The sequence below is a fragment of the Streptomyces sp. MAI_2237 genome (genome assembly GCF_054189285.1).
Genome location: NZ_JAJPGQ010000001.1, coordinates 215,377 through 239,440 on the forward strand (window position 1 = coordinate 215,377; position 24,064 = coordinate 239,440).

At 71.3% G+C, this 24,064-nt stretch carries 22 protein-coding genes; 7 read left to right on the forward strand and 15 right to left on the reverse strand.

What is annotated here, in order from left to right; genetic code table 11:
• Positions 1-75 precede the first annotated feature (75 nt).
• The 10 genes from LN251_RS00995 to LN251_RS01040 all read right to left on the reverse strand — a co-directional run bounded on the left by LN251_RS00995 (position 76) and on the right by LN251_RS01040 (position 10,628).
• The gene (locus LN251_RS00995) at positions 76-927 is read right to left on the reverse strand and encodes a Pro-rich N-terminal domain-containing protein (protein ID WP_458242670.1); all 852 of its coding nucleotides are present in this window, start codon (positions 925-927) and stop codon (positions 76-78) included.
• A gap of 165 nt (positions 928-1,092) precedes the next feature.
• Positions 1,093-2,184: a 3-dehydroquinate synthase gene (aroB, locus tag LN251_RS01000; protein ID WP_458242671.1), complete on the reverse strand. Its 1,092-nt coding sequence runs from the start codon at positions 2,182-2,184 to the stop codon at positions 1,093-1,095.
• Positions 2,181-2,696, reverse strand: a complete 516-nt coding sequence (locus LN251_RS01005) for a shikimate kinase (protein ID WP_458242672.1) — start codon at positions 2,694-2,696, stop codon at positions 2,181-2,183. Before LN251_RS01005 ends, aroB begins: the two co-directional genes overlap by 4 nt.
• The gene (gene aroC, locus LN251_RS01010) at positions 2,693-3,877 is read right to left on the reverse strand and encodes a chorismate synthase (protein ID WP_458242673.1); all 1,185 of its coding nucleotides are present in this window, start codon (positions 3,875-3,877) and stop codon (positions 2,693-2,695) included. The genes LN251_RS01005 and aroC overlap by 4 nt, the downstream gene beginning before the upstream one ends.
• Positions 3,878-4,031: 154 nt before the next feature.
• Positions 4,032-4,847: a shikimate dehydrogenase gene (locus tag LN251_RS01015; protein ID WP_458242674.1), complete on the reverse strand. Its 816-nt coding sequence runs from the start codon at positions 4,845-4,847 to the stop codon at positions 4,032-4,034.
• Entirely contained in the window at positions 4,847-6,520 is a 1,674-nt protein-coding gene (gene mltG / locus LN251_RS01020) for an endolytic transglycosylase MltG (protein ID WP_458242675.1), read from the reverse strand. Before mltG ends, LN251_RS01015 begins: the two co-directional genes overlap by 1 nt.
• 129 nt (positions 6,521-6,649) lie before the next feature.
• Complete coding sequence (gene ruvX / locus LN251_RS01025) at positions 6,650-7,114, reverse strand: Holliday junction resolvase RuvX (RefSeq protein ID WP_058926501.1); 465 nt, start codon at positions 7,112-7,114, stop codon at positions 6,650-6,652.
• A 35-nt stretch (positions 7,115-7,149) separates the two neighbouring features.
• Entirely contained in the window at positions 7,150-9,822 is a 2,673-nt protein-coding gene (gene alaS, locus LN251_RS01030) for an alanine--tRNA ligase (RefSeq protein WP_458242676.1), read from the reverse strand.
• Positions 9,822-10,175, reverse strand: coding sequence for a hypothetical protein (locus LN251_RS01035; protein WP_458242677.1), 354 nt, complete (start codon positions 10,173-10,175; stop codon positions 9,822-9,824). Before LN251_RS01035 ends, alaS begins: the two co-directional genes overlap by 1 nt.
• A gap of 9 nt (positions 10,176-10,184) precedes the next feature.
• A complete protein-coding gene (locus tag LN251_RS01040; RefSeq protein ID WP_458242678.1) occupies positions 10,185-10,628 on the reverse strand; it encodes a DUF948 domain-containing protein in 444 nt (147 codons plus the stop codon).
• A 153-nt stretch (positions 10,629-10,781) separates the two neighbouring features.
• Between LN251_RS01040 and LN251_RS01045 the strand changes: the two genes are divergently transcribed.
• A complete protein-coding gene (locus LN251_RS01045) occupies positions 10,782-12,935 on the forward strand; it encodes an ATP-binding protein (protein ID WP_458242679.1) in 2,154 nt (717 codons plus the stop codon).
• Between the two features lie 24 nt (positions 12,936-12,959).
• Here the strand turns inward: LN251_RS01045 and rpsD are convergent, their stop codons facing one another.
• The 3 genes from rpsD to LN251_RS01060 form a co-directional block, all read right to left on the reverse strand.
• Positions 12,960-13,574 (reverse strand): 30S ribosomal protein S4, encoded by a 615-nt coding sequence (gene rpsD / locus LN251_RS01050; RefSeq protein ID WP_058926497.1) that lies wholly within the window; start codon positions 13,572-13,574, stop codon positions 12,960-12,962.
• Positions 13,575-13,871: 297 nt separating this feature from the next.
• Positions 13,872-15,227 (reverse strand): replication-associated recombination protein A, encoded by a 1,356-nt coding sequence (locus LN251_RS01055; protein WP_458242680.1) that lies wholly within the window; start codon positions 15,225-15,227, stop codon positions 13,872-13,874.
• 41 nt (positions 15,228-15,268) lie between these two features.
• Entirely contained in the window at positions 15,269-15,928 is a 660-nt protein-coding gene (locus tag LN251_RS01060; protein ID WP_058926495.1) for a vitamin K epoxide reductase family protein, read from the reverse strand.
• 146 nt (positions 15,929-16,074) lie between these two features.
• Here LN251_RS01060 and LN251_RS01065 point away from each other — a divergent pair, with 146 nt between their 5' ends.
• The 4 genes from LN251_RS01065 to LN251_RS01080 are packed head-to-tail and all read left to right on the forward strand — an operon-like array spanning position 16,075 to position 19,602.
• Positions 16,075-16,941, forward strand: coding sequence for an ABC transporter ATP-binding protein (locus tag LN251_RS01065; protein ID WP_458242681.1), 867 nt, complete (start codon positions 16,075-16,077; stop codon positions 16,939-16,941).
• Positions 16,938-17,783, forward strand: a complete 846-nt coding sequence (locus tag LN251_RS01070) for an ABC transporter permease (protein ID WP_458242682.1) — start codon at positions 16,938-16,940, stop codon at positions 17,781-17,783. Before LN251_RS01065 ends, LN251_RS01070 begins: the two co-directional genes overlap by 4 nt.
• A complete protein-coding gene (locus LN251_RS01075) occupies positions 17,741-18,979 on the forward strand; it encodes a sensor histidine kinase (RefSeq protein ID WP_458242683.1) in 1,239 nt (412 codons plus the stop codon). The genes LN251_RS01070 and LN251_RS01075 overlap by 43 nt, the downstream gene beginning before the upstream one ends.
• Positions 18,976-19,602, forward strand: coding sequence for a response regulator (locus LN251_RS01080; protein ID WP_458242684.1), 627 nt, complete (start codon positions 18,976-18,978; stop codon positions 19,600-19,602). Before LN251_RS01075 ends, LN251_RS01080 begins: the two co-directional genes overlap by 4 nt.
• A gap of 40 nt (positions 19,603-19,642) precedes the next feature.
• On the opposite strand, the gene hisS is transcribed toward LN251_RS01080, so the two are convergent.
• A complete protein-coding gene (hisS, locus tag LN251_RS01085; protein ID WP_458242685.1) occupies positions 19,643-20,905 on the reverse strand; it encodes a histidine--tRNA ligase in 1,263 nt (420 codons plus the stop codon).
• An 11-nt stretch (positions 20,906-20,916) separates the two neighbouring features.
• Positions 20,917-21,624, reverse strand: coding sequence for an MBL fold metallo-hydrolase (locus LN251_RS01090; protein ID WP_249835921.1), 708 nt, complete (start codon positions 21,622-21,624; stop codon positions 20,917-20,919).
• A gap of 189 nt (positions 21,625-21,813) precedes the next feature.
• On the opposite strand from LN251_RS01090, the gene LN251_RS01095 reads away from it, so the two are divergent.
• On the forward strand, positions 21,814-22,632 hold the full coding sequence (locus LN251_RS01095; protein ID WP_249835922.1) for a peptidylprolyl isomerase: 819 nt from the start codon (positions 21,814-21,816) through the stop codon (positions 22,630-22,632).
• Positions 22,633-22,789: 157 nt separating this feature from the next.
• Complete coding sequence (locus LN251_RS01100; RefSeq protein ID WP_458242686.1) at positions 22,790-24,019, forward strand: DUF349 domain-containing protein; 1,230 nt, start codon at positions 22,790-22,792, stop codon at positions 24,017-24,019.
• Positions 24,020-24,064 lie beyond the last annotated feature (45 nt).

The window sequence follows — 24,064 nt, forward strand, 5'->3', positions numbered from 1 at the left end:
GCTGATCGCGCCCCGCGGCGGAGCCGCATGTCGACGCAGCCCCGCGCCCCTTCAGCCGGCTCCCGCCCTCGGCGTCTACCAGCTCGGCGGGCTTGCGATCGACCGTGCCAGTACGTCGTCCAGGACCCTGGCCGTCTGGGGGACGTCCAGCTGGCTGTTGTCGATGATCGGGAGGCCGGAGCCGTACCAGCCCGCCATGCGGCCGTGGATCCGGGCGACCTCCTCGTCGGTGAGGCGGCGGTTGCCGGAGCGCTCGGCGTTGCGTTCCAGGACGATCTCCAGCCCCGGGAGCAGGACGACCGGCAGCAGGCCCGGGCCGACGTGCCGCTTCCAGCCGCCGAGGCCGACCACGGGGCGGTCGGGGAAGACGGCGTCGTCGAGGATGCAGGAGATGCCGTTGGCCAGGAAGTTGCGGGCGGCGAAGCCGCAGGTGCGGCGGGCCAGGCGGTACTGGGCCTCGGAGTTGTCGTTCCACCCGGACTGCGGGTCGGCGAAGCCGGAGCGGACCCACTCGCGCACGTCGTCGAGGCTGATGTGGGCCGTGGGCACCCTGCGGTGCTCGGCCCAGAACTTGGCGACGCTCGTCTTGCCGGCGCCCGCGGGTCCGATCAGCAGGACCGCGAGGGTCGTGGTGGCCGGGTCGGGGGCGCTCGCGGGGGCGATGCCGGGCATGGTGACCGGGCCGCCCGGCGGCAGCGGGACATGGCCGGTGGTGTCCGGGGGCGGCGGGGCCGGGCTGTGGGGCGGGCCGGCCGGGACCGGGCCCTGGGGTGCGAAGCCCGGCGCGGGAGGCGGCGGAGGCACGGGGGCGGAGCCCTGGTGCGGCCCCGGGTGGCCCGGGTGGTGTGCGGCCGGCGACCAGCCGGCGCCAGGTCCGTGCCCCGGCTGGTGGGGCGGCGGCAGCGGAGAACCCACTGCGTGCTGCATCCGGTGCCACTCCGTCTCGTACAGGCGATTGACCCTGGCGGCAGGGTACGGGCCCCGCTTCCTACCGAACGGTACCTTCCCCGGCCGCCGTTTGCTGAACGGCCGGGGACGGCCCGAAGTGCCCACGCCCGCAAGGCAAATGGGACGCAAGGCGCTCCGGCGGACTTACTCGCCCACTTCGCCGTACGCGGCGAGCAGCACGGCCGGGTCGGGGCCCTCCAGGACGGTGGGCTTGGCCAGGCCGTCGAGGACGATGAAGCGGAGCAGGTCGCCGCGGGACTTCTTGTCGACCTTCATCGCCTCCAGCAGCTTGGGCCACTGGTCGTAGCGGTAGTGCAGCGGGAGGCCGACGGACTCGAGGACCGTGCGGTGCCGGTCCGCCGTCGCGTCGTCCAACCGGCCGGCCAGACGGCCGAGTTCGGCGGCGAAGTGCATGCCGACCGAGACCGCGGCGCCGTGCCGCCACTGGTAGCGCTCGTTCTTCTCGATGGCGTGGCCCAGCGTGTGGCCGTAGTTGAGGATCTCGCGCAGTCCCGACTCCTTGAGGTCCGCGGAGACGACCTCGGCCTTGACCCGGATGGAGCGCTCGATGAGTTCGGCCGTGTGCGGGCCCTGGGGGCTGCGGGCGGCCTGCGGGTCGGACTCGATGAGGTCCAGGATCACCGGGTCGGCGATGAAGCCCGCCTTGATGATCTCGGCGAGCCCGGAGACGTAGTCGTTGACCGGGAGGGAGTCCAGCGCGGCCAGGTCGCACAGCACACCGGCCGGCGGGAAGAACGCGCCCACCAGGTTCTTGCCCTCGGCCGTGTTGATGCCGGTCTTGCCGCCGACCGCGGCGTCCACCATGGCCAGCACGGTGGTCGGTACGGCGATCCAGCGCACCCCGCGCAGCCAGGTCGCGGCGACGAACCCGGCCAGGTCCGTGGTGGAACCGCCGCCGACGCCGACGACGACGTCGGAGCGGGTGAAGTGGGACTGGCCCAGGGCCTTCCAGCAGTAGGCGGCGACCTCGGCGGTCTTGGCCTCCTCGGCGTTCGGCACCTGGATGGCGATCGCCTCGTAGCCCTGTTCGGCGAGGTCGGCCCGCAGCGCGTCGCCGGTCTCGGCGAGCGCCTCGGGGTGGATCACGGCGACGCGCTTGGCCTTCTCGCTGATCAACCCGGCCAGTTCGCCCAGGAGTTGACGCCCCACCAGGACTTCGTACGGCTCGGACCCCGCCGTGCCGCCGACCTGGATACGGGTGACTGCCTCGCTCATGCCTGCTTCAACTCCAAAGCGTCGAGGGCGACTTGCGCGACCTCTTCGGGGGTACGGCCGTCGGTCGCGACGACGACCGTGGCGACCTCCTCGTACAGCGCGCGCCGGGCCTCCATCAGCTCGCGCCACTGCTTGCGCGGGTTGACCGCGAGCAGCGGGCGGGCGGCGTTCAGCCCGGTGCGCTTGACGGCCTCCTCGACGTCCATCGAGAGGTAGACGACCCGGTGCCCGGCCAGCAGCGCCCGGATGTCGGTGTCGAGGATCGAGCCGCCGCCCAGCGCCAGCACGCCGTCGTGCCCGGCCAGCGCCTCGCTCACGGCGGCCTTCTCGATCGCCCGGAAGGCCGGCTCGCCGTCGTCGACGAAGATCTCGGCGATGGTGCGGCCCTGGGCGGCGACGATGTCGTCGTCGGTGTCCCGGAAGCCCACGCCCAGCGCCTCGGCCAGCAGCCGGCCCACCGTGGACTTGCCCACACCCATCGGTCCGACGAGGACGACCTGCGCAGCGGTCATCGGATGGCCAGGTTGTCGAGGTACGACCGCACGTTGCGGCGGGTCTCGGCGACGCTGTCGCCGCCGAACTTCTCCGCCACCGCGTCCGCCAGGACCAGGGCCACCATCGCCTCGGCGACGATGCCGGCGGCCGGCACCGCGGAGACGTCGGAGCGCTGGTGGTGGGCCTGGGTGGCCTCGCCGGTGGCCACGTCCACCGTCCGCAGGGCCCGCGGCACGGTCGCGATGGGCTTCATCGCCGCCCGCACCCGCAGCAGCTCACCGGTGGACAGGCCGCCCTCGGTGCCGCCGGAGCGGCCGGAGACCCGCCGGATGCCCTCCTCGGTGCCGACGATCTCGTCGTGCGCCTTGGAGCCGGGGACACGGGCGAGTTCGAAGCCGTCGCCCAGTTCGACGCCCTTGATCGCCTGGATGCCCATCAGCGCGCCGGCCAGGCGGGCGTCCAGCTTGCGGTCCCAGTGCACGTGCGAGCCCAGGCCGACCGGGACGCCGTAGGCCAGGATCTCCACCACGCCGCCGAGGGTGTCGCCGTCCTTGTGGGCCTGGTCGACCTCGGCCACCATCGCCTTCGAGGTGTCCGCGTCCAGGCAGCGCAGCGGGTCGGCGTCCAGCTTCTCCACGTCGGCCGGGGTCGGGTACACGCCGTGCGGGGCCTTGACCGAACACAGCTCCACCACGTGGCTGACGATCTCGATGCCGGCCGTCTCCTTCAGGTACGACCGGGCGACGGCGCCGAGCGCGACCCGGGCCGCGGTCTCCCGGGCCGAGGCGCGCTCCAGGATCGGGCGGGCCTCGTCGAAGCCGTACTTCTGCATGCCCGCCAGGTCGGCGTGGCCAGGACGGGGGCGGGTCAGCGGGGCGTTGCGGGCCAGTCCGGCGAGGATCTCCGGGTCGACCGGGTCGGCCGCCATGACCTGCTCCCACTTGGGCCACTCGGTGTTACCCACCATGATCGCGACCGGGGAGCCGAGGGTGAGGCCGTGCCGGACACCGCCGAGGAAGGTCACCTCGTCCTGCTCGAACTTCATGCGCGCGCCGCGTCCATAGCCGAGCCGGCGCCTCGCGAGGTGGTCCGCCACCATCTCCGTCGTGATCGGCACGCCGGCGGGAAGGCCCTCCAGCGTCGCCACGAGTGCGGGACCGTGGGACTCCCCCGCGGTCAGCCAGCGCAACCTGCTCAACGGTGCTCCTCAGTGCTCGCGCCCCGGTACTGCCCTGCGTACGCGCGTCCTCGCGTACGGCGACGGCGCGACCGGGTGCGCGGATCCGGCCCGCCACCCCCGATCCTCCCATGTCCGGGGTGGGACTCCGATCCGCGTCCGGCAAACGGACAGATCAGGCCGTCCGCGCGGCGTCGCGCATCGCCGCAAGCGGCGACCGCGGGTCCCTCGTGAACCGGCGGAACTGGAAGACGGCCTGGTGCACGAGCAGGTCGAGGCCGCTCAGCACCGGGCCACCGCGGTCCTGCCAGGCGGCGGCGAGGGGCGTGGGCCAGGGCTCGTAGAGTACGTCGAAAAGGGTGCCGACCCGGGCGGGAAGCCGGGCCGCGAGGTCGTCGGTGCCTCCGGCGGGCGTCGTGGAGATCACCAGGGGGGCGTCGAAGGCGCGTACCGCGTCGGCCCAGTCCGCCGGCCGGACCTGGACGCCGAGTCGTTCGCCCCACTGCCGCATCTCGTCGGCGCGCCGCTCGCTGCGGACGTACACCGTGACCTCGCCCGTGCAGAGCCGGGCCAGTGCCGCCAGTGCCGACGAGGCGGTGGCGCCCGCGCCCAGGATGGCCGCCGACTCGACCTTCTCCACGCCCCGCTCCTGCAGCGCGGCGATCAGCCCGGGGATGTCGGTGTTGTCGCCGACGCGCTTGCCGTCCTCTTCGAAGACGACGGTGTTGACGGCCTCCACCGAGGCCGCCGTGTCGGTGATCTCGTCGAGCAGCGGAATCACCGCCCGCTTGAGCGGCATGGTCAGGGAGAGTCCCGCCCACTCGGGACCCAGCCCTTCGAGGAAGCCGGGCAGCGCGGCCTCGTCGATCTCGAACCTGTCGTACGACCAGTCGTCCAGGCCGAGCGCCCGGTAGGCGGCGTTGTGCAGCCGCGGGGACAGGGAGTGGCCGATGGGCGAGCCGAGCACGGCCGCCCTGTGGGTCGGTGACATCAGTTCTTGTTCCTCGACGCATTGAATTCGTCGACCAGCTTGTTGTGCTCGGCGAGCGTCTTGGTGAACTTGCTGGTCTTGCCGTCCAACGAGATGAAGTAGTACCACCCGTCGTGCGTGGGGTTGAGCGCGCCCCTGAGGGCTTCCTCGCCGGGGTTGTCGATCGGGCCGGGCGGCAGGCCCTTGACGTAGTACGTGTTGTACGGGTTGTTGTACTTGCGCAGCTCGGAGATGCTCAGGTCGATCTTGCTCTGGTTCTTGATGTAGTTGTACGTCGAGTCGAACTCGAGCGAGCCGTAGGTCTCGGGGTTGGCGCGCTTGAGGCGGTTGTAGACGACCTCGGCCATCTTGCGGAAGTCGTCGTGGCTGACGCCCTCGGCCTGGACCAGGCTGGCCACGGTGAGCAGCTGCCAGGGGTTGTCGAGGCCGAGGCCCTTGGCCTTGTTCGCGAGGCCGAGCGCCGCGTACTTGTCGCTGGCCCGGGTGACCATGTCCTTGAGGACCGCCTCGGGCTTCTGGCCCTTGCTGGCCGCGTAGCTGGAGGGGTAGAGGAACCCTTCCAGCGGGTCCTTGACGTTGGGATGGTCCAGCGCCCAGGAGGGCAGGCCGAGCTTCTTGTAGTCGTTCTTCGCGACCTTCGCCGTGGTGCCGTCCGCCACCCCGAGACGTTTGTCGATCAGCTCATAGACCTGCGAGTTGCGCAGGCCCTCGGCGATGACGAGGTTGTCGCGGCTCTTGGGGCTCAGCATCAGCTCGACCGCGCTGGCGGCCGACATGTGCTTCTCCAGCGTGTAGACGCCGTCCTGGATCTTCTTGCCGTCGGGGTTGGACTGCTGTGCCGAGACGAACGCGTCGACGCTCTCGACGACGCCCGCCTCCTTCAGCTTCTGCCCGATCACATAGCCGCCGGCGCCCTTCGGGATGACGACGGTGACCGACTGGCCGTTGCCGTCGCCCGCGAAGTCGGGGGCCGGGCCGAAACGATCCTGGTAGAACTGCCAGCCGAAATAGCCGACGCCACCGAGGCCGCCACCGAAGACCAGCACGAGCACGAGGCAGGCGCAGCCGTTGCGGCTCTTCTTTTTCTTGGGCTTCTTGCCGCCGCGCGCCTTGCGCCCCTCGGCGGGGTCGTCGTCCTCGTCCTCTTCCTCGTCGTCGCCCGCGAAGAAGGCGTGCTCGCCCTGGTCGGGGCCCGGGTCCCAGTCGGTCTGCGGCGGCTCGGGCTCGGCCTGCCGGCGGCTGGGCGGCTCCGGCGGAGGGTAGGCGTCCGGAGTGCCGTAGTAGTCCGACTGGTCACCGCCGTAGGAGGCGGCGGCCTGCTGGGCGTAGGGGTCGTGCGGGTCCGTGTAGGGGACGTCCTGGTACTGGACATGGGAGTGCGTGCCCTGGCCCCACGCCTGCTGGTCGTACGACTGCTGCTGCTGGGTGTGACCCGCGTAGTACTGCTGGTCGTACTGCTGGTACTGCTGCGCCTGCCCGTAGCCGGTCTGTTGGCCGTCGTGCCAGCCGCCCTGGTCCTGCTGCTGCGGCTGCTCTGGATAGTGCTGCGGCTGGCCGCCGTAGGGGGACTGCGGGCCCACCTGGGCCTGCTGTCCACCCCATCCGTCGTCCCCGTAATACGGGTCCTCCGGATGCCACGGTTCGGAGCCTTGGCCCCGGCCATACTCAGTCATCAAACCCCTAGAGCCGCGAGGCGGTTGATCACGCGGCCTCGGTGGGGGCCCGCTCCCGGTTCCGCCTCTTGCTGTGCACCGGCTGTTCGATTCAGCGGCGCAATCGCGCGGAACGTTACCGTATCGCGATCAGATGACCACTTCGACGCCCTCGCCGGGTGCTTTACCTGACACCCGTTCGGATTCCAGGGCCTGCTGAAGGATGATCACAGCGGCTGCCTGGTCGATGACCGAGCGGCCCTTCTTGGATTTCACGCCCGAGGCGCGCAGTCCCTGACTGGCCGTCACCGTCGTCATCCGCTCGTCGACCAGGCGGACCGGCACGGGCTTGATGCCCCTGGCCAGCTCCTGGGCGAAGGCGCGGACCTTCGCCGCGGCCGGGCCCTCGCCCCCCTTGAGGGAGCGAGGGAGGCCGACGACGACCTCGATCGGTTCGTACTCCTCGACCAGTTGGCGCAGGCGGCGGTGGGCGGCCGGGACGTCCCGGCCGGGGACCGTCTCCACCGGGGTGGCGAGGATCCCGTCGGGGTCGCAGGACGCGACCCCGATCCGGGCGTCCCCGACGTCGACGGCGAGGCGGCGGCCCCGGCGCATCACGGGGCCGCTCTCACCGGATTCCTGCCCGGTGCTCACTTGGCCGTGTCCGCCACGAGCCGCTCGACCGCGTCGACGGCCTCGCCGACGGCGGCCGGGTTCTGGCCGCCGCCCTGCGCGACGTCGGGCTTGCCGCCACCGCCGCCACCGAGGGTCTTGGCGGCGGTGCGGACCAGGTCACCGGCCTTCATGCCGCGCTCGCGGGCGGCCTCGTTGGTCGCGATGACGGTCAGCGGCTTGCCGTTGTTGACGGCGAAGAGGGCCACCACGGCGGCGCGTCCGCCCTGGATGCGGCCGCGCACGTCGAGGACCAGCTTGCGCAGGTCGTCCGGGGTGGTGCCGTCCGGGACCTGACCGGTGACGACCGCGATGCCGCGGACGTCCTTGGCGGACTCGGCGAGGCCGGCGGCGGCCTGCAGCACCTTCTCGGCGCGGAACTTCTCGATCTCCTTCTCGGCGTCCTTCAGCTTGCCGAGCATGGCGGAGACCTTCTCCGGGAGCTCCTCCGGGCGGCCCTTGAGCAGCTCGGTCAGCTGGTTGACGACCGTGTGCTCGCGGGCGAGGAAGCTGTAGGCGTCGACGCCGACGAGGGCCTCGATACGGCGGACGCCGGAGCCGATGGAGGACTCGCCGAGCAGCTTCACCAGGCCCAGCTGGGCGGTGTTGTGCACGTGCGTGCCGCCGCACAGCTCCTTGGAGAAGTCGCCGATCGTCACGACGCGGACGCGCTCGCCGTACTTCTCGCCGAACTCGGCGATGGCGCCCTGCTTCTTGGCCTCGTCGATGCCCATGACGTCGGCGCGGACGTCGAGGTCGCGGGCGAGCACCTCGTTGATCTTGTGCTCGACGTCGGTCATCACCGAGTGCGGAACGGCGGAGGGCGAGCCGAAGTCGAAGCGGAAGCGGCCGGGCTGGTTCTCGGAGCCGGCCTGGGCGGCCGTCGGGCCGAGCGCGTCGCGCAGCGCCTGGTGGGTGAGGTGGGTGGCCGAGTGGGCGCGGGCGATGGCCTTGCGGCGGCGGGCGTCGATCGAGGCGACGGCCTTGGCGCCGACGGTGACCTCGCCGACCTGGACGACGCCCTTGTGGACGTAGACGCCCGGGACCGGCTTCTGGCAGTCGCGGACCTCGATGACGGCGCCGGAGTCGACCTTGATCTTGCCGGTGTCGCCGATCTGGCCGCCGCCCTCGGCGTAGAAGGGGGTGCGGTCGAGGACGATCTCGACCTCGTCGCCCTCGGTGGCGGCCGGGGAGGAGGCGCCGTCGACGAGGATGCCGACGATGGTGGACTCGCCCTCGGTGTCGCTGTAGCCGATGAAGTCGGTCTCGCCGACCTTGTCGGCGATCTCCCGGTAGGCGCCGGCGCCGGCGTGGCCGGTCTTCTTGGACTGGGCGTCGGCCTTGGCGCGCTCCCGCTGCTCCTTCATCAGGCGGCGGAAGCCGTCCTCGTCCACGGACAGCCCCTGCTCGGCGGCCATCTCGAGGGTGAGGTCGATCGGGAAGCCCCAGGTGTCGTGGAGCAGGAACGCCTTGTCGCCGGGCAGGACGGTGCCGCCGGACTGCTTGGTCTCGGTGACGGCGGTGTCGAGGATGTTGGTGCCGGCCTTCAGCGTCTTGAGGAAGGCGTTCTCCTCGGCGACGGCGACCTTCTCGATGCGCTCGCGGTCGGTGACCAGCTCGGGGTACTGCTGGCCCATCATGCCGATCACGGTCTCGACGAGGTCCAGGACGACCGGGCCGGTGGCGCCGAGCAGGCGCATGTTGCGGATGGCGCGGCGCATGATGCGGCGCAGGACGTAGCCGCGGCCCTCGTTGCCGGGGGTGACGCCGTCGCCGATGAGCATGGTGGCGGTGCGCATGTGGTCGGTGACCACGCGCAGGGAGACGTCGGAGGCGTGGGCGGCGCCGTAGTGGACCCCGGTCAGCTCGGTGGCCTTCTTGATGACGGCCATGGAGGTGTCGATCTCGTACATGTTCTGCACGCCCTGCAGAATCATGGCGAGGCGCTCCAGGCCGAGGCCGGTGTCGATGTTCTTGCTGGGGAGGTCGCCGAGGATCTCGAAGTTGTCCTTGCCGGTGCCCTCGCCCCGCTCGAACTGCATGAAGACGAGGTTCCAGATCTCCACGTACCGCTCGTCGTTGACGGCGGGGCCGCCCTCGGCGCCGAACTCGGGGCCGCGGTCGTAGTTGATCTCGGAGCAGGGGCCGCACGGGCCGGGGACGCCCATGGACCAGAAGTTGTCCTTCATGCCCAGGCGCTGGATGCGCTCCATGGGCACGCCGACCACCTCGTGCCAGATGCGCTCGGCCTCGTCGTCGTCCTTGTAGACGGTGATCCAGAGCTTCTCCGGCTCCAGGCCGTAACCGCCCTTGTCCTGGGGGCTGGTGAGCAGCTCCCAGGCGAGCTTGATGGCGCCTTCCTTGAAGTAGTCGCCGAAGGAGAAGTTGCCGCACATCTGGAAGAACGTGCCGTGCCGGGTGGTCTTGCCGACCTCTTCGATGTCGGGGGTGCGCACGCACTTCTGCACGCTGGTGGCGCGCGGGAAGGGCGGCTTGACCTCACCGAGGAAGTAGGGCTTGAAGGGCACCATGCCGGCGGGGACGAGGAGCAGAGTCGGGTCGTCCGCGATGAGCGACGCCGAAGGGACGACGGTGTGCCCGCGCTCCTCGAAGAAGCTCAGCCAGCGGCGGCGAATCTCGGCCGACTCCATCAGTGGTCCTCATTCCGGTTGTACGAGTGCGTCTGGTACGTCGAGCCCTCGACGTACTTCGGGTTGTTGCGGTTCTCGATGGCGGTGTGGCGCCGGGGCGCGGGGAGTTCGGGGGCCGCGTTGATGCCCAGGGCCTCCCCCAGCTCCTCCTCCCGCACGGCCATGTTGTCGCGGACCTCGAGCGCGAAGCCGACCGCGCGGTCCTTGATCCGGTGGCCGGCCTCGATCGCCTTGTTGGCCGCGGCGGCGGCCAGGCTCTCGGGAGTGAGCTGCTTGAGCTTGCGGTTGACCTTGGTGGTGGCCCACACACCGGCGGCCACGCCCGTGCTGAACCAGAACGTACGGCGGAACATCGCTAGGTCTCAGTCCTTCTTCCGCTTGCCCCGCCGAGACGTCGGGACGGTCCGGCCCACGATCACGGTACGCCTCGGCTCCTTCGTGGGCATGTCGTCCCGGCGGGTACCCAGCGCCCTGCGGACGCCGTACCCGAAAGCCGCGACCTTGACCAGGGGGCCGCCGAAGGTGGAGGCGACGGTGGTCGACAGGGCGGAGGCGTTCGAGGTGACCTCCTGGACGTCGGTCGCGATCGCGTCGACCCGGTCGATCTGGGTCTGCGCGGAGCGCACCGCGGCGGAGGCGTCGGCCAGCAGCGGGACGGCCTGGTCGGTCACGTCCGCGACCAGCTTGGTGGTCGCCTTGAGCGTCTGGGCCAGCCTCGCGAGGGCCACCGCGAGGAAGGAGACCAGGATCGCCCAGAACACGGCCACCAGGATCCCGGCCACCTCACCACCGGACACCACGCGCACCCGCTCCCTCAGCTTGCCCGAACATCGAAAAAGTCGTGGGCCGAGCCTATCGCGCCGGGGGTGGCGCTCCGCACCGGTTTCCCTTCCACACGCGGGCCGGGTCGCGCAAGGCGATTGTACGGACTGAATACGGTTCAGTACGCTCCGTATCCCATGCGGCAACATCAGCGCGACGGCGGTCCCGTGGGCGGCAACCTCCCCGAGGAGCTCGACGCGTTCGTGGGACGCTCGGTCGAACTCGCCGGGCTGGCAGGGGCGCTCGACACCGCTCGGCTGGTCACCGTGACCGGCGCGGGCGGGGTCGGCAAGTCGCGGCTCGCGGCACGGGCGGCCGCTCTGCACGCACCGCGCGACGAGGTCCGGCGCGCGGAACTGGCGCCGGTGCGGGATCCGCGGTTCGTCGATCACGCCGTCGCGGAAGCGCTCGGTCTGACCGACCACACGGCCCGGCCGCCGCGCGAGACGCTGCTCGCCCATCTCGCCGGGCGTCAACTCCTGCTGGTCCTGGACGGGTTCGAGCACCTGGTGGAGGCGTGCGCCGAGCTGGTGGGCGAGTTGCTGCGGGCCGTGCCCGGGCTCCGGGTGCTCGCGGCGGGGCGCCGCCCGCTGGGCGTGCCGGGAGAGCGGGTGTTCCCGCTGGCTCCGCTCGGCGAGGACGAGGCGGTGCAGCTGCTCGCCGAGCGGGCCGGGCTGCACGGCGTGCCGGTCCCGGACGGCGAGGACGTGCGCGCGCTGTGCCGGCGCCTCGACGGGATTCCGCTCGCGGTCGAACTGGCGGCGGGGCGGCTGCGGGCACTGTCCCCGGGTCAGTTGCTGGAGCGGCTGGAGGACCGGTTCCGCCTGCTGACCGGCGGCGGCTCGGACGGGCTCGCCCGGCACCGGACGCTGCGTCTGGCGATCGGCTGGAGCCACGAACTGTGCACCCCGCGGGAGCGGCTGCTGTGGGCGCGGCTCTCGGTCTTCGCCGGACGGTTCGACCTGGAGGCCGTCGAGTACGTCTGCGCCGGGCACGGTCTCGACGCCGACGACGTCCTCGACGTACTGACCGAGTTGCTCGCGCAGTCGGTGGTCGCGCGGGAGGAGACGCCGGCCGGAGTGCGCTACCGGATGCTGGACACCGTGCGGGCGTACGGAGCCGACTGGCTGGAGGCGACGGGGGACGCGGCCCGGCTGCGGCGGCGGCACCGGGACTGGTACCTGGGCCTGGCGATCTGGTGCGAGCTGGAGTGGTTCTCGCCGCGCCAGGACGAGGTGGCCGCACGGGTGGAGGCGGAGCTGCCCAATCTGCGCTGCGCCCTGGAGCACTGTCTGACCGAGCCGGAGGAGGCCCACCTGGGCCAGTACCTCGCGGGTTCGCTGTGGTTCTGCTGGGCGGGCTGCGGGCGGCTGGCCGAGGGCCGGCACTGGCTGGAGCAGGTCGTGCGGCTGGACTCGGGCCATGACCGGTCGCGGCTGAAGGCGCTGTGGGTGCTCGGGTACGTGGCGATCCTGCAGGGCGACACGGTGCCCGCGCTGGCGGCGCTGCGGGAGTGCCGCGAGGAGGCGGAGCGCTGCGGGGATGCGACGGCGGTGGCGTACGCGGAGCACCGCACCGGCTGTCTGGCCCTGGTCACGGACGACATGCCGCGCGCGGAGCGGCTGCTGCGCTCGGCGCTGGAGCGCTACGAGGAGATCGGCGAGCTCAACAGCAATGTGCTGATGGGCCGGGTCGAGCTGGCGATGGCGCGCGCCTTCCAGGGCGATCTGCCGGGCGCGGTGCGGATGTGCGAGGACGTGCGCCGGGTCTGCGAGGACCACGGCGAGCGGTGGGCGCGCACCTACGCGCTGTACGTCCTGGCGTACGCGGCCTGGGCCGACGGCGATCCCGCCCGGGCCCGTGCCCTGCTCGTCGACTGCCTCACCGGCGCCCACTCCTTCCACGACCTGCTCGGCTCGGTGCTGGCGGTGGAGCTGCTGGCCCTGGTCACGGCGGTGGAGGGCGACGCGGCCGAGGCCGCGGTGCTGCAGGGCGCGGCGGGCCGGATGTGGCCGTCGGTGGGGCTGCCGCTGTTCGGCTCGGCCTGCTTCAACGCCGCGCACCAGCAGTGCGAGGCGACGGCCAGGCAGCGGCTCGGCGACGAGCGGTACGAGGAGTGCGTACGGGAGGGGGCGCGACTGGCGCGGGAGGCCGCCGTGTCGCGGGCGCTGGGGCGGCCGCTTGGGGCCATGCCGGCGCCGCGGGAGCCCGTGCGGTACGCGACGCCCAGCCCGCAGACGCACGAACCCGCCGCCTCCCGCGCCCGGAAGGGCGGGGAGACGGCGGGCTGAGGTGGTACTGCCGCCTGCCGAGGATCAGCGGGCGTAGTACTCGACGACGAGCTGCTCATCGCAGATCACCGGGATCTCCTTGCGGTTCGGCTCGCGGTCCAGGCGGAACGCCAGGGCGCCGAGGTTCACCTGGAGGTAGCGCGGGGTCTCGCCGTCGGGGGCGAAGCCACCGGCGCGGGCCACCTCGAACAGCGTCTTGCTGCGGCTGCGCTCGCGGACCATCACGACGTCGTCGGGACGGACGCGGAACGACGGCTTGTCGACCTTCTGGCCGTTGACCTCGATGTGGCCGTGAACGACCATCTGACGGGCCTGGTAGATGGTGCGGGCGATGCCCGAACGCAGGACCAGGGCGTCGAGACGGCGCTCGAGCTCCACGATCAGGGCCTCACCGGTCTTGCCCTGCACCTTGGAGGCACGCTCGTAGGCACGGACCAGCTGGCGCTCGGAGACGTCGTACTGCGCGCGCAGACGCTGCTTCTCCAGCAGACGGACCTTGTAGTCCGAGTTCTGCTTGCGGCCACGGCCGTGCTCACCCGGCGGGTAGGGGCGGGCCTCGAAGTACTTGACGGCCTTCGGGGTCAGCGCGATGCCGAGGGCACGCGACTTCTTGACCTTGGGGCGGGACTGGTTCGCCACTGTCTCTTTCTTCCTTCTGATATTCGGCTTGTCAGGGTTGAAGGAGGTCGCATCCGCAGCCGGGGAAACCCTCCGCGTCCTGGCGGACTCGGTGGGCAGCCGCTCCCCTGGTCTGGGCACATACGTGCAGCACGCGAGTGGCCCACCGACCTTTCCCGCCTCGCGACGGGTGGTGGTGGGCTGCCCGCGACACCATTCGAACGGTGCGCGACGCTCCTGGAACCCGCTGGGGGTTCCGGCCGGATGTCCCGCTCTGACAGCGCGGGACTCGGCACTCCGGCGAAGTCTACAGGCTTCTCAGGGGCGCTTCCGACCGAGGTGCGTCCGGGTCCACTCCACGGCGTCCGCGTACCGCGCCTCCGCCCCGTGCCGGGTCGGGGTGTAGTACTCGCGGTCCTTGAGGGCGTCCGGGGCGTACTGCTGTTCGGCGATACCCTCGGCCAGGTCGTGCGGATACACGTACCCCTGCGCGTGGCCGAGCTTGGCGGCGCCCTTGTAGTGCCCGTCCCTGAGGTGCGGCGGCACGGCTCCCGCCAGTCCCTTGCGTATGTCGTCCAGGGCGGCGCCGATCGCGGTCGTCGCGGCGTTGGACTTCGGGGCCAGGGCGAGGGCGATGGTGGCGTGGCTGAGGGTGAGGGCGGCCTCGGGAAAGCCGATCATGGCGACGGCCTGGGCGGCGGCCACGGCGATCGGCAGGGCGTTCGGGTCGGCGAGCCCGATGTCCTCGCTCGCCGAGATCATCAGCCGGCGGGCGATGAAGCGGGGGTCCTCGCCGGCCTCGATCATGCGGGCCAGATAGTGCAGGGCCGCGTCGACGTCCGAGCCCCTGATGGACTTGATCAGGGCGCTGGCCACGTCGTAGTGCTGGTCGCCGTCGCGGTCGTACTTGACCGCCGCCCGGTCGACGGTCTCCTCCAGGGTGGTCAGGGAGATCTCGGTCTCGCCCTTGTCGAGGGCGGCCCCCGCGGCGGCCTCCAGGGCGGTCAGGGCGCGACGGGCGTCACCGCCGGCGATGCGCAGGAAGTGGTCCTCGGTGTCCTCGGGGAGGGTGACGGCGTCCTTGAGGCCGCGCTCGTCGCTCAGCGCCCGCCTGAGCAGGCCGCGGACGTCGTCGTCGGTGAGGGGTTCGAGGGTGAGCAGGAGGGAGCGGGACAGCAGCGGGGAGATCACCGAGAAGTAGGGGTTCTCCGTGGTCGCCGCGATCAGGGTGACCCAGCGGTTCTCCACCGCGGGCAGCAGGGAGTCCTGCTGGGCCTTGCTGAAGCGGTGGATCTCGTCCAGGAAGAGGACGGTCTCCTTGCCGTATCCGCCGGTGGCGCGGCGGGCGCCGTCGATGACCGCGCGGACCTCCTTGACGCCCGCGGTGATCGCCGACAGTTCGACGAAGCGCTTGTTGGTGGCCTTGGAGACGACGTACGCGAGGGTGGTCTTGCCGGTGCCGGGCGGGCCCCACAGGATCACGGAGGAGGGGCCCGCCGGGCCGCCCGCTCCCTCGCCGACCAGGCGGCGCAGGGGCGAGCCGGGCTTGAGCAGGTGCTGCTGGCCCACGACCTCGTCGAGGGTGCGCGGGCGCATGCGCACCGCCAGGGGGCTTCCTGCCGGATCCTTCTCCTGGCGTTCTTCTGCGGCTGCGGTGAACAGGTCGGGCTCCACGCTGAAACCCTAAATCACGGCACTGACAACGCGGCGCGCCGTCAGCTGGTCCAGAAGTCCCACCAGCGGGTCAGGACCAGCATGCCGATGATGCCGATGTGCAGGACGGGCAGGACCCAGGTGAACTCGCCGAAGAAGCCCTTCAGCCAGCGCGGGGCGGGCAGGAAGGAGTTGCGGACGTTGAACGAGGTCACGTACCAGAACATGATGATCGTCGCGACCCAGGCCAGCGAGCACCACAGGCACAGCGCGTTGATCCGGTACAGCGACTGGAACTGCAGCCAGGTGCAGAAGCCCACGCCGAAGAGCGTGCCGAAGTTGAAGGTCAGCCAGTACCAGCGCGGGAAGCGGGCGCGGGCCAGCAGGCTCATGCCGACGCAGACGACGATGCCGTAGGCGACCAGGCCGAGCATCGGGTTGGGGAACCCGAAGGCGGCGGCCTGCTTGGACTCCATCACGCTGCCGCAGGAGACGACCGGGTTGAGACTGCAGCCCGGGGTGAAGGTCTTGCCCTCGACCTTGGCCTCGAGCAGCTTGAACTTGTCGATCGTGATGACCCACGCGGCGAGCAGGCCTGCCGCGCCGGTGATGATCAGCAGCAGGGCGAAGGCGCGGCTGCCGCCGACCGTGCGCGTCTCGGAGGCCGCCGCGTCGCTCGGCTCGGGCTCGGTGGAGACGTCTTTGACTGTGGTCTTGCTCATCACGTCGATTCCGTCTGCTGGGGATATGGACCTTCATCGGGCACGGGCCATTCTGCCGCACCCGGCACCCTGTCCACCGTTCGATGGACATAAGGAGGTACGTACGGTCGTCCCCGAGCGTTCGGTTCCGGACGAGGCTCGACGTCATGACGGCACACGTGAACGATCTCGCCGTGGATGTTCGGGGGCTGCGCAAGCGCTACGGGGATCTGACCGCGGTGGACGGCATCGACCTCGGCATCCGGCGCGGTGAGGTGTTCGGCCTGCTCGGACCCAATGGCGCGGGCAAGAGCACCACCGTGGAGATCCTCCAGGGCAACCGCGGCCGGGACGCGGGCGAGGTGTCGGTGCTCGGGTCCGACCCGGCGAACGGCACGCGCGCGTGGAGATCGCGTGTGGGAATCGTCTGGCAGGACGAATCGGCACCCGCGGAGTTGACGGTCCACGAGACGGTACGGCACTTCGCCCGCTACTACCCCGCACCGCGCGACCCCGAGGAGGTCATCGCACTGGTGGGTCTGGAGGCGAAGGCGGGCAGCCGCGTCAAGGCGCTGTCGGGCGGCCAGCGCCGCCGTCTCGACGTGGCCCTGGGTGTGATCGGCGATCCCGAACTGCTGCTCCTGGACGAGCCGACGACCGGCTTCGACCCGGCCGCCCGCCGCCGGTTCTGGGACCTGATCCGGCTGCTGGCCGACGAGGGCACGACGATCCTGCTGACCACGCACTACCTGGAGGAGGCGGAGGCCCTGGCCGACCGGCTCGCGGTGGTCGCCCGGGGCCGCGTCGTGGCCGAGGGCGAGCCCGCCGCCCTCCGGGAGCGGTACGGCACCGGAGCCACGGTCGAGTGGACCGAGGCCGACGGCACCGTGCGCCGCGAGCGCACCGACACCCCGACCAGGACGGTCGGCGAGCTCACGCACCGCTTCGACGGCGAGATCCCGGGGCTGCTGGTGACCCGCCCCACCCTGGAGGACGTCTACCTCCGGCTGACCGGACAGGAGGACGCGCGATGACCTCGACCGCCGTGGCGACCGGGAACCGGGCGCGGACCGGGCGGCTGCCCGGGGCCTGGAACCTGGGGCTGAGCCGGGGAGCGCTGGAGATCAGGCAGTTCTTCCGCCAGCGCGACCAGGTCGTCTTCACCTTCTCCTTCCCGGTCGTCTTCCTGTTCCTGTTCGCGGCGATCTTCCACGACGACGTGCGCGGCTCCGGGGTCAACGCCTCCCAGCTGTACGTCCCCGCGATGATGGCCTCCGGCCTCATGTCGACCAGTTTCCAGTCGCTGGGCATCTCGATCGCCGTGGAGCGCGACGAGAAGGTGCTGCGCCGGCTGCGCGGCACGCCGATGCCGCCGGCCGCGTACTTCCTGGGCAAGATCTGGCTGGTTCTGTTCACCGGGGCCGTGGAGACGGCGATCCTGCTGTTCGCCGGCACCGCCTTCTACGGCGTGCGGCTGCCGTCGGACGCCTCCCGCTGGATCGACTTCGGCTGGATCTTCGTGCTCGGGCTGACGGGCTGCTCGCTGCTCGGCATCGCGATCAGTTCGCTGCCCGGGTCGGCGAAGAGCGCGAGCTCCGTGGTCGTCCTGCCCTTCCTGGTCCTGCAGTTCATCTCCGGGGTGTACATCTCCATCGACACGATCCCCGACTGGATGCTGAACGTCGGTGCCCTGTTCCCGCTGAAGTGGCTGTGCCAGGGTCTTCGGGGCGTCTTCCTGCCGGACTCGGCGCGGGTCCTGGAGCAGGCCGGGAGCTGGGAGTTCGGGAAGGTCGCCCTGGTGCTGGCCGCCTGGTGCGTCGGAGGATTGGTGCTGTGTCTGCTGACCTTTCGCTGGAAGGACCGGCGCGACGGCTGACCGGCCGGAGCGCGGCCCGCGGCGACCACGCGTGGGACCGCACGATCCGGCTGTGGGACGTCTACTTCGCGCTCGCGTGGGCCGCCACCCTGGCGTTCGTTCTGGTCGGCGGGGGTTCGCGGGGTCCGGCGCGCGCGGTCGCCGCCGCACTGCTCGTGCCCCTCGTGCCCTGGTACATCGCCCTGGGGCGTGCCCTGTTGCAGCAGTCGCAGCCGAACGAGCGCCGGGCGCTGCGGTATCTGGGCGGGACGATGGCGCTGTTCCTGCCGTCGTCGGTACTGGCCGGCGAGACCCGGCTGATGGCGTTCGCGCTCGTGCCCCAGTGCTTCATGGCGCTGCGGATGCGGCGGGCGCTCGTCGCCGTCACGCTGATCAATGTCGCGCCGGTGGCCGGTTGGGCGCTGCTGTGGCACCCGGACGGCCGTGACCTGCTGGGGAACTCGCTGTCCGCGCTGGTCAGTCTCGGTTTCTCGACGGTGGTGGGCAGTTGGATCATCCGGATCATCGAGCAGAGTGAGGAGCGGGCCGAGCTGATCGCCGAACTCGACGCCAGCCGCCACGAGATCTCCCGGCTGTCGGCCGCGCACGGCGCCCTGGCCGAGCGGGAGCGGATGGCCCGGGAGATCCACGACACCCTGGCGCAGGGCTTCACCAGCCTGCTGATGCTGGTCCAGGCGGTGGAGGCGGAACTGGACCACGACCTGCCCGAGGCCCGCCGGCACCTCGCGCTGATGGACGAGACGGCCCGGCAGAACCTCGCCGAGGCGCGCGCCCTGGTCGCCGGTGCCGCGCCGGCCGACCTCGACGGCGCCTCCCTCCCCGACGCCCTGCGCCGCCTGGCAGCCCGCCACGGGGCGACGCTCCGGGTGCGCGGCCCGGAGCGCACGCTGCCGGCCGGGCCCGAGGTCGTGGCCCTGCGCTCCTGCCAGGAGGCCTTGGCCAACGCCCGTAAGCACGCGGGGAGTTCGGCCTTGGTGGGCATCGAGCTGACGTACGCCGACGACGCGCTCACGCTGTGGGTACGGGACGACGGCCGCGGCTTCGACCCGGGTGCCCCCTGCGACGGTTACGGCCTGTCGGGGCTGCGCGCCCGGGCCACCGAGGTCGGCGGCACGGCACGGATCGACAGCGCGCCGGGCGGCGGTACGACGGTGACGGTCAGCCTGCCCCTGTCTCCGATGAGGAGTTCGCCGTGATCCGTATCGTCCTCGCCGACGACCATCCCGTCGTCCGCGAGGGTCTGCGGGCGATGCTCAGCGCCGAGCCGGACCTCGACGTGGTCGCCGACGCGGCGAGCGGTCCGCAGGCGGAGGCGCTGGCGGCCGAACTGCGGCCCGACATCGTCCTGATGGACCTGCGGATGCCGGGCGGCGGAGGCGTCGACTCGATCGTGCGGATGAGCGAGGCGGGGCTGGCCTGCCGGGTGGTCGTCCTGACGACGTACGAGACGGACCGGGACATCCTGCGGGCCGTGGAGGCCGGGGCCGCCGGCTATCTGCTCAAGGACATGCCCCGCGGTGAACTCGCGGAGGCCGTACGGGCGGCGGCGCGCGGCGAGACGGTCCTGGCCCCGTCGGTCGCGGCACGGCTGGTGGACCGGCTGCGGACGAAGCCGGAGCGGCCCCGGCTGTCGGAGCGGGAGACGGCGGTGCTGCGCCTGGTGGCGGAGGGCTGCACCAACGCGGAGATCGGCCGACGTCTGTTCATCGGCGAGTCGACCGTGAAGACCCATCTGCTGCGCGTCTTCGGCAAGTTGAACGTCGACGACCGGACAGCAGCGGTGACGAGCGCCATGCGGTCCGGGTTGCTGGAGCAGTGAGAAGGGCGCCGGAGGGGTCTCCGGCGCCCTTGTCCCGTCGTCAGCCGAGCCGTGACTCCAGCTCCGCCACGATCTCGTTCACGCCGATGGCCGTCTGCTCGCCGGACTCCATGTCCTTGAGCTGGACGACGCCCTCGGCGAGGTCGCGTTCGCCGGCGACGATCGCGTAGCGGGCGCCGCTGCGGTTGGCGTTCTTCATCGCGCTCTTGAGGCCCTTGGCGCCGTAGGAGAAGTCCGCGGCGACACCGACCTTGCGCAGTTCGGTGACCTTCGCGAACAGGATCCGGCGGGCCTCCTCGCCGAGCGGTACCGCGAACACGCTGGTGGTGGAGGGCAGTTCGAGCTCGACGCCCTCCGCCTCCAGGGCCAGGACCGTGCGGTCGACACCGAGCGCCCAGCCGACCGACGGCAGCGCGGGGCCGCCGATCATCTCCGACAGGCCGTCGTAGCGGCCGCCGCCGCCCACCGCGGACTGCGAGCCCAGACCGTCGTGCACGAACTCGAAGGTCGTACGGGTGTAGTAGTCCAGGCCGCGGACCAGCTTGGGGTCGTCCTCGAAGGCCACGCCCGCCGCCGTGATCAGCTCGCGGACCTCCTCGTGGTACGCCTTGCAGGCGTCGCAGAGGTAGTCGCGCAACAGCGGCGCGTCGCCGAGCTGCTTCTGCACGGACTCGCGCTTGTCGTCGAGGACGCGCAGCGGGTTGATCTCGGCGCGGCGCAGGGTGTCCTCGTCGAGGTCGAGGCCGCGCAGGAAGTCCTGCAGCGCGGCCCGGTAGACCGGACGGCACTCCTTGTCGCCCAGGCTGTTGAGCAGGATGCGGAAGTTGCTCAGCCCCAGCGAGCGGTACGCCTGGTCCGCCAGGATGATCAGCTCGGCGTCGAGCGCCGGGTCCTCGGCGCCGATCGCTTCCGCGCCGACCTGGGAGAAGTGCCTGTAACGGCCCTTCTGCGGGCGCTCGTAGCGGTAGTAGGAGCCCGAGTACCAGAGCTTGACGGGCAGGTTGCCCAGCTTGTGCAGGTTGGCCTCCAGCGCCGCGCGCAACACGGAGGCGGTGCCCTCGGGGCGCAGGGCGAGCCGGTCGCCGCCCTTGGTCTCGAAGGCGTACATCTCCTTGGTCACGATGTCGGTGGACTCGCCGACACCGCGCGCGAACAGCTCGACGCTCTCGAAGCCGGGGGTCTCGATGTAGCCGTAGCCGGCGGCGCGCAGCGGGGCGGCGATCGCCTCGCGCACCGCCAGGAACTTCGCGGAGTCCGGCGGGATCAGGTCGTACGTGCCCTTGGGGGCCTTGAAGGTGCTCACGAAGTCTCTCGTCACATTCCTCGTCGGGGAGCCTCGGCGGCTCCCTGGCCGGCGGCCACCTGCCGCAGATACGGGTTGGTGGCGCGCTCCTGGCCGATGGTCGTCTGGGCGCCGTGGCCGGACAGCACCACGGTCGAGTCGTCGAGCGGCAGGCACACGCGGGCCAGCGAGTCGAGCATCTCGGCCATGTCACCGCCGGGCAGGTCGGTGCGTCCGATGGAGCCGGCGAACAGCAGATCCCCGGAGAAGAACACCGACGGGACATCGGTCGTCTCGGGCATCCGGAAGGTCACCGACCCCTTGGTATGGCCCGGCGCGTGCGCGACGGAGAACTCCAGTCCCGCCAGCTTCAATTGCGCGCCGTCGGCCAGCTCCCTGACGTCGTCCGGCTCCCCCACGGTCAGCTCGCCCATGAGCGGCATCCCGATGGAACGGCCGAGCGCCTTCTCGGGGTCCGCCATCATGTAGCGGTCCTCGGGGTGGATCCAGGCGGGCACGTCGTGCGCGCCGCACACCGGGACGACCGAGGCCACATGGTCGATGTGGCCATGGGTGAGGACGACGGCGACGGGCTTGAGCCGATGCTTCTTCAGCGCTTCCTCGACTCCTTCGGCGGCCTGGTGGCCCGGGTCGATGATCACGCACTCCTCACCGGCGGCGGGGGCGACGAGATAACAGTTCGTCCCCCAGGCCCCGGCGGGGAACCCGGCAATGAGCACGATCGTCCTTCGTTGTGTCGGTACGGGCGGCTGCGGTGGCCGTGCGCGACGGCCTCGGCCACTGCCAGAGCCTACCGGCGCTGCCGAATCCTCAGCGAACCCATATACGGTACGGGGCACACGCAGGCGGTCGGCTCACAAGACGCACGCGTCCCAGTCGGCGTACGAGACGCATGAGGAGAAAACCCGGTGGTCAGCCAGGAACAGCGGAAGCGGCAGCTCGCGCGGGAGAAGTTTCTGCGGCAGCAGCAACGGCGTACGGAGGCGCGGCGCAAGGCACGCATGCGCAACTCGGTGATCGCGTCGGTGCTCGGCGTGATCCTGATCGGCAGCGTGGCCCTGTACACGACCGGGGTGATGAAGGGCGACGACAAGGCCAACGCCAGCTCCCAGACGACGCCCAGCGCCACGCCCACCAGCAAGGCTCCGGACCCGTGCGCCAAGCCGGCGGCGGGCTCGGTGAAGAAGCTCAGCTGGAAGAAGGAGCCGGCGGTCACGATCGACAAGTCGGCGAAGTACACGATGAAGCTCGCCACGACGTGCGGTGACATAGACATCGCGCTGAAGACGTCGGCGGCCCCGCACACCGTGAACTCCTTCGACTTCCTTGCCTCGAAGGGCTTCTTCGACCACACGAAGTGCCACCGGCTCACCACCAACGGCATCTACGTGCTGCAGTGCGGCGACCCGACGGGCTCCGGCAGCGGCGGTCCCGGGTACACGATCCCGGACGAGAACCTGAAGGACAAAAGCCTGAAGGGCGGTGTCTACCCGGCGGGCACGATCGCGATGGCCAACACCGGGCAGAAGCACACCGGCGGCAGCCAGTTCTTCCTCGTCTACCAGGACAGTCAGCTGCCGCCCAGCTACACACCGTTCGGTACCGTGTCCGCGTCGGGCATGAAGGTCCTCAAGAAGATCGCCGCCGCGGGCGAGAGCACGGGGCAGGGCGACGGCGCGCCGAACGCCACGGTCGTGATCAACAAGGCCACGGTCACGAAGTCCTGATCCTTTGGGCACCGCATCCCGACCCCGAGGTGCGAAATTTCGGTCGTGCGGGATGCGGACAGGCCGCCCGCACGTCGCCTATGTTGGCCGTGACGAAACTGTGGACGATGCCCGGGGGCAGTGAGGCCCCTCGCAGGCATCATGTGGAGGAGGCGCTGTGAGCAGCGACCCGTGGGGCCGCGTCGACGAGACGGGGACCGTGTACGTGCGTACGGCCGACGGCGAGCAGGTCGTCGGTTCCTGGCAGGCCGGCTCCCCCGAGGAGGCGCTGGCCTACTTCGAGCGCAAGTACGAGGGCCTGGTTGTGGAGATCGGCCTCCTCGAGAAGCGGGTGAAGACCACCGACCTGTCCGCGAAGGACGCCCAGGCGGCCATCGACCACATCCGCGAGCAGGTCGACGCCCACCACGCGGTGGGCGACCTGGACGCGCTGCGGCAGCGGCTGGACAAGCTCGTCCAGACCGTCGAGGCCCGCCGGGAGGAGCGCAAGCAGCAGCGGGCCAAGCAGTCCGACGAGGCGCGGCACGCCAAGGAGGAGCTGGTCGCCGAGGCGGAGCAGCTGGCGCAGTCCGACCAGTGGCGGGCCGCCGGTGAGCGGCTGCGGGCGCTGGTGGACACCTGGAAGGGCCTGCCGCGGCTGGACCGCAAGTCGGACGACGAGCTGTGGCACCGCTTCTCCCACGCCCGCTCGGCGTTCTCCAAGCGGCGCAAGGCGCACTTCGCGGCGCTCGACGCGCAGCGCGAGGAGGCCCGCCGAACCAAGGAGCGGCTGGTCTCCGAGGCCGAATCGCTGTCGGGCTCGACGGACTGGGGTCCGACGGCGGCCCGCTACCGCGAGCTGATGGCCGAGTGGAAGGCCGCGGGCCGTGCGCAGCGCGAGCACGAGGACGACCTGTGGAACCGCTTCCGCGGCGCCCAGGACGTGTTCTTCGCCGCCCGCAGCTCGGTCTTCGCCGAGCGGGACGCGGAGCAGTCGGAGAACCTGAAGCTGAAGGAGGAGCTGGCCGAGGAGGCCGAGAAGATCCTCCCGGTGACGGACCTCCGGGCCGCGCGGGCCGCCTTCCGCTCGGTGAACGAGCGCTGGGAGGCCATCGGCCATGTGCCGCGCGACGCCCGCCCGAAGGTCGAGGGGCGGATGCACGCGGTGGAGCGGGCCATCCAGGAGGCCGAGGAGGCCGAGTGGCGCCGGACCAACCCGGAGGCGCGCGCGCGTGCCGAGGGTCTGACCGGCCAGCTCCAGGCCGCGGTGGACAAGCTCAAGGGCCAGATCGAGCAGGCGCGCGCCCAGGGCAACACCGCCAGGGCCGACAAGCTCGAGCGTGAGCTGGAGGGCCGCCAGGCCCTGCTGGACCAGGCACTGAAGGGTCTGCAGGAGTTCGGCGGCTAGTCCGCTCCCCCGGCGGATACGACTGGAGGGGCCCCGTACATCGCG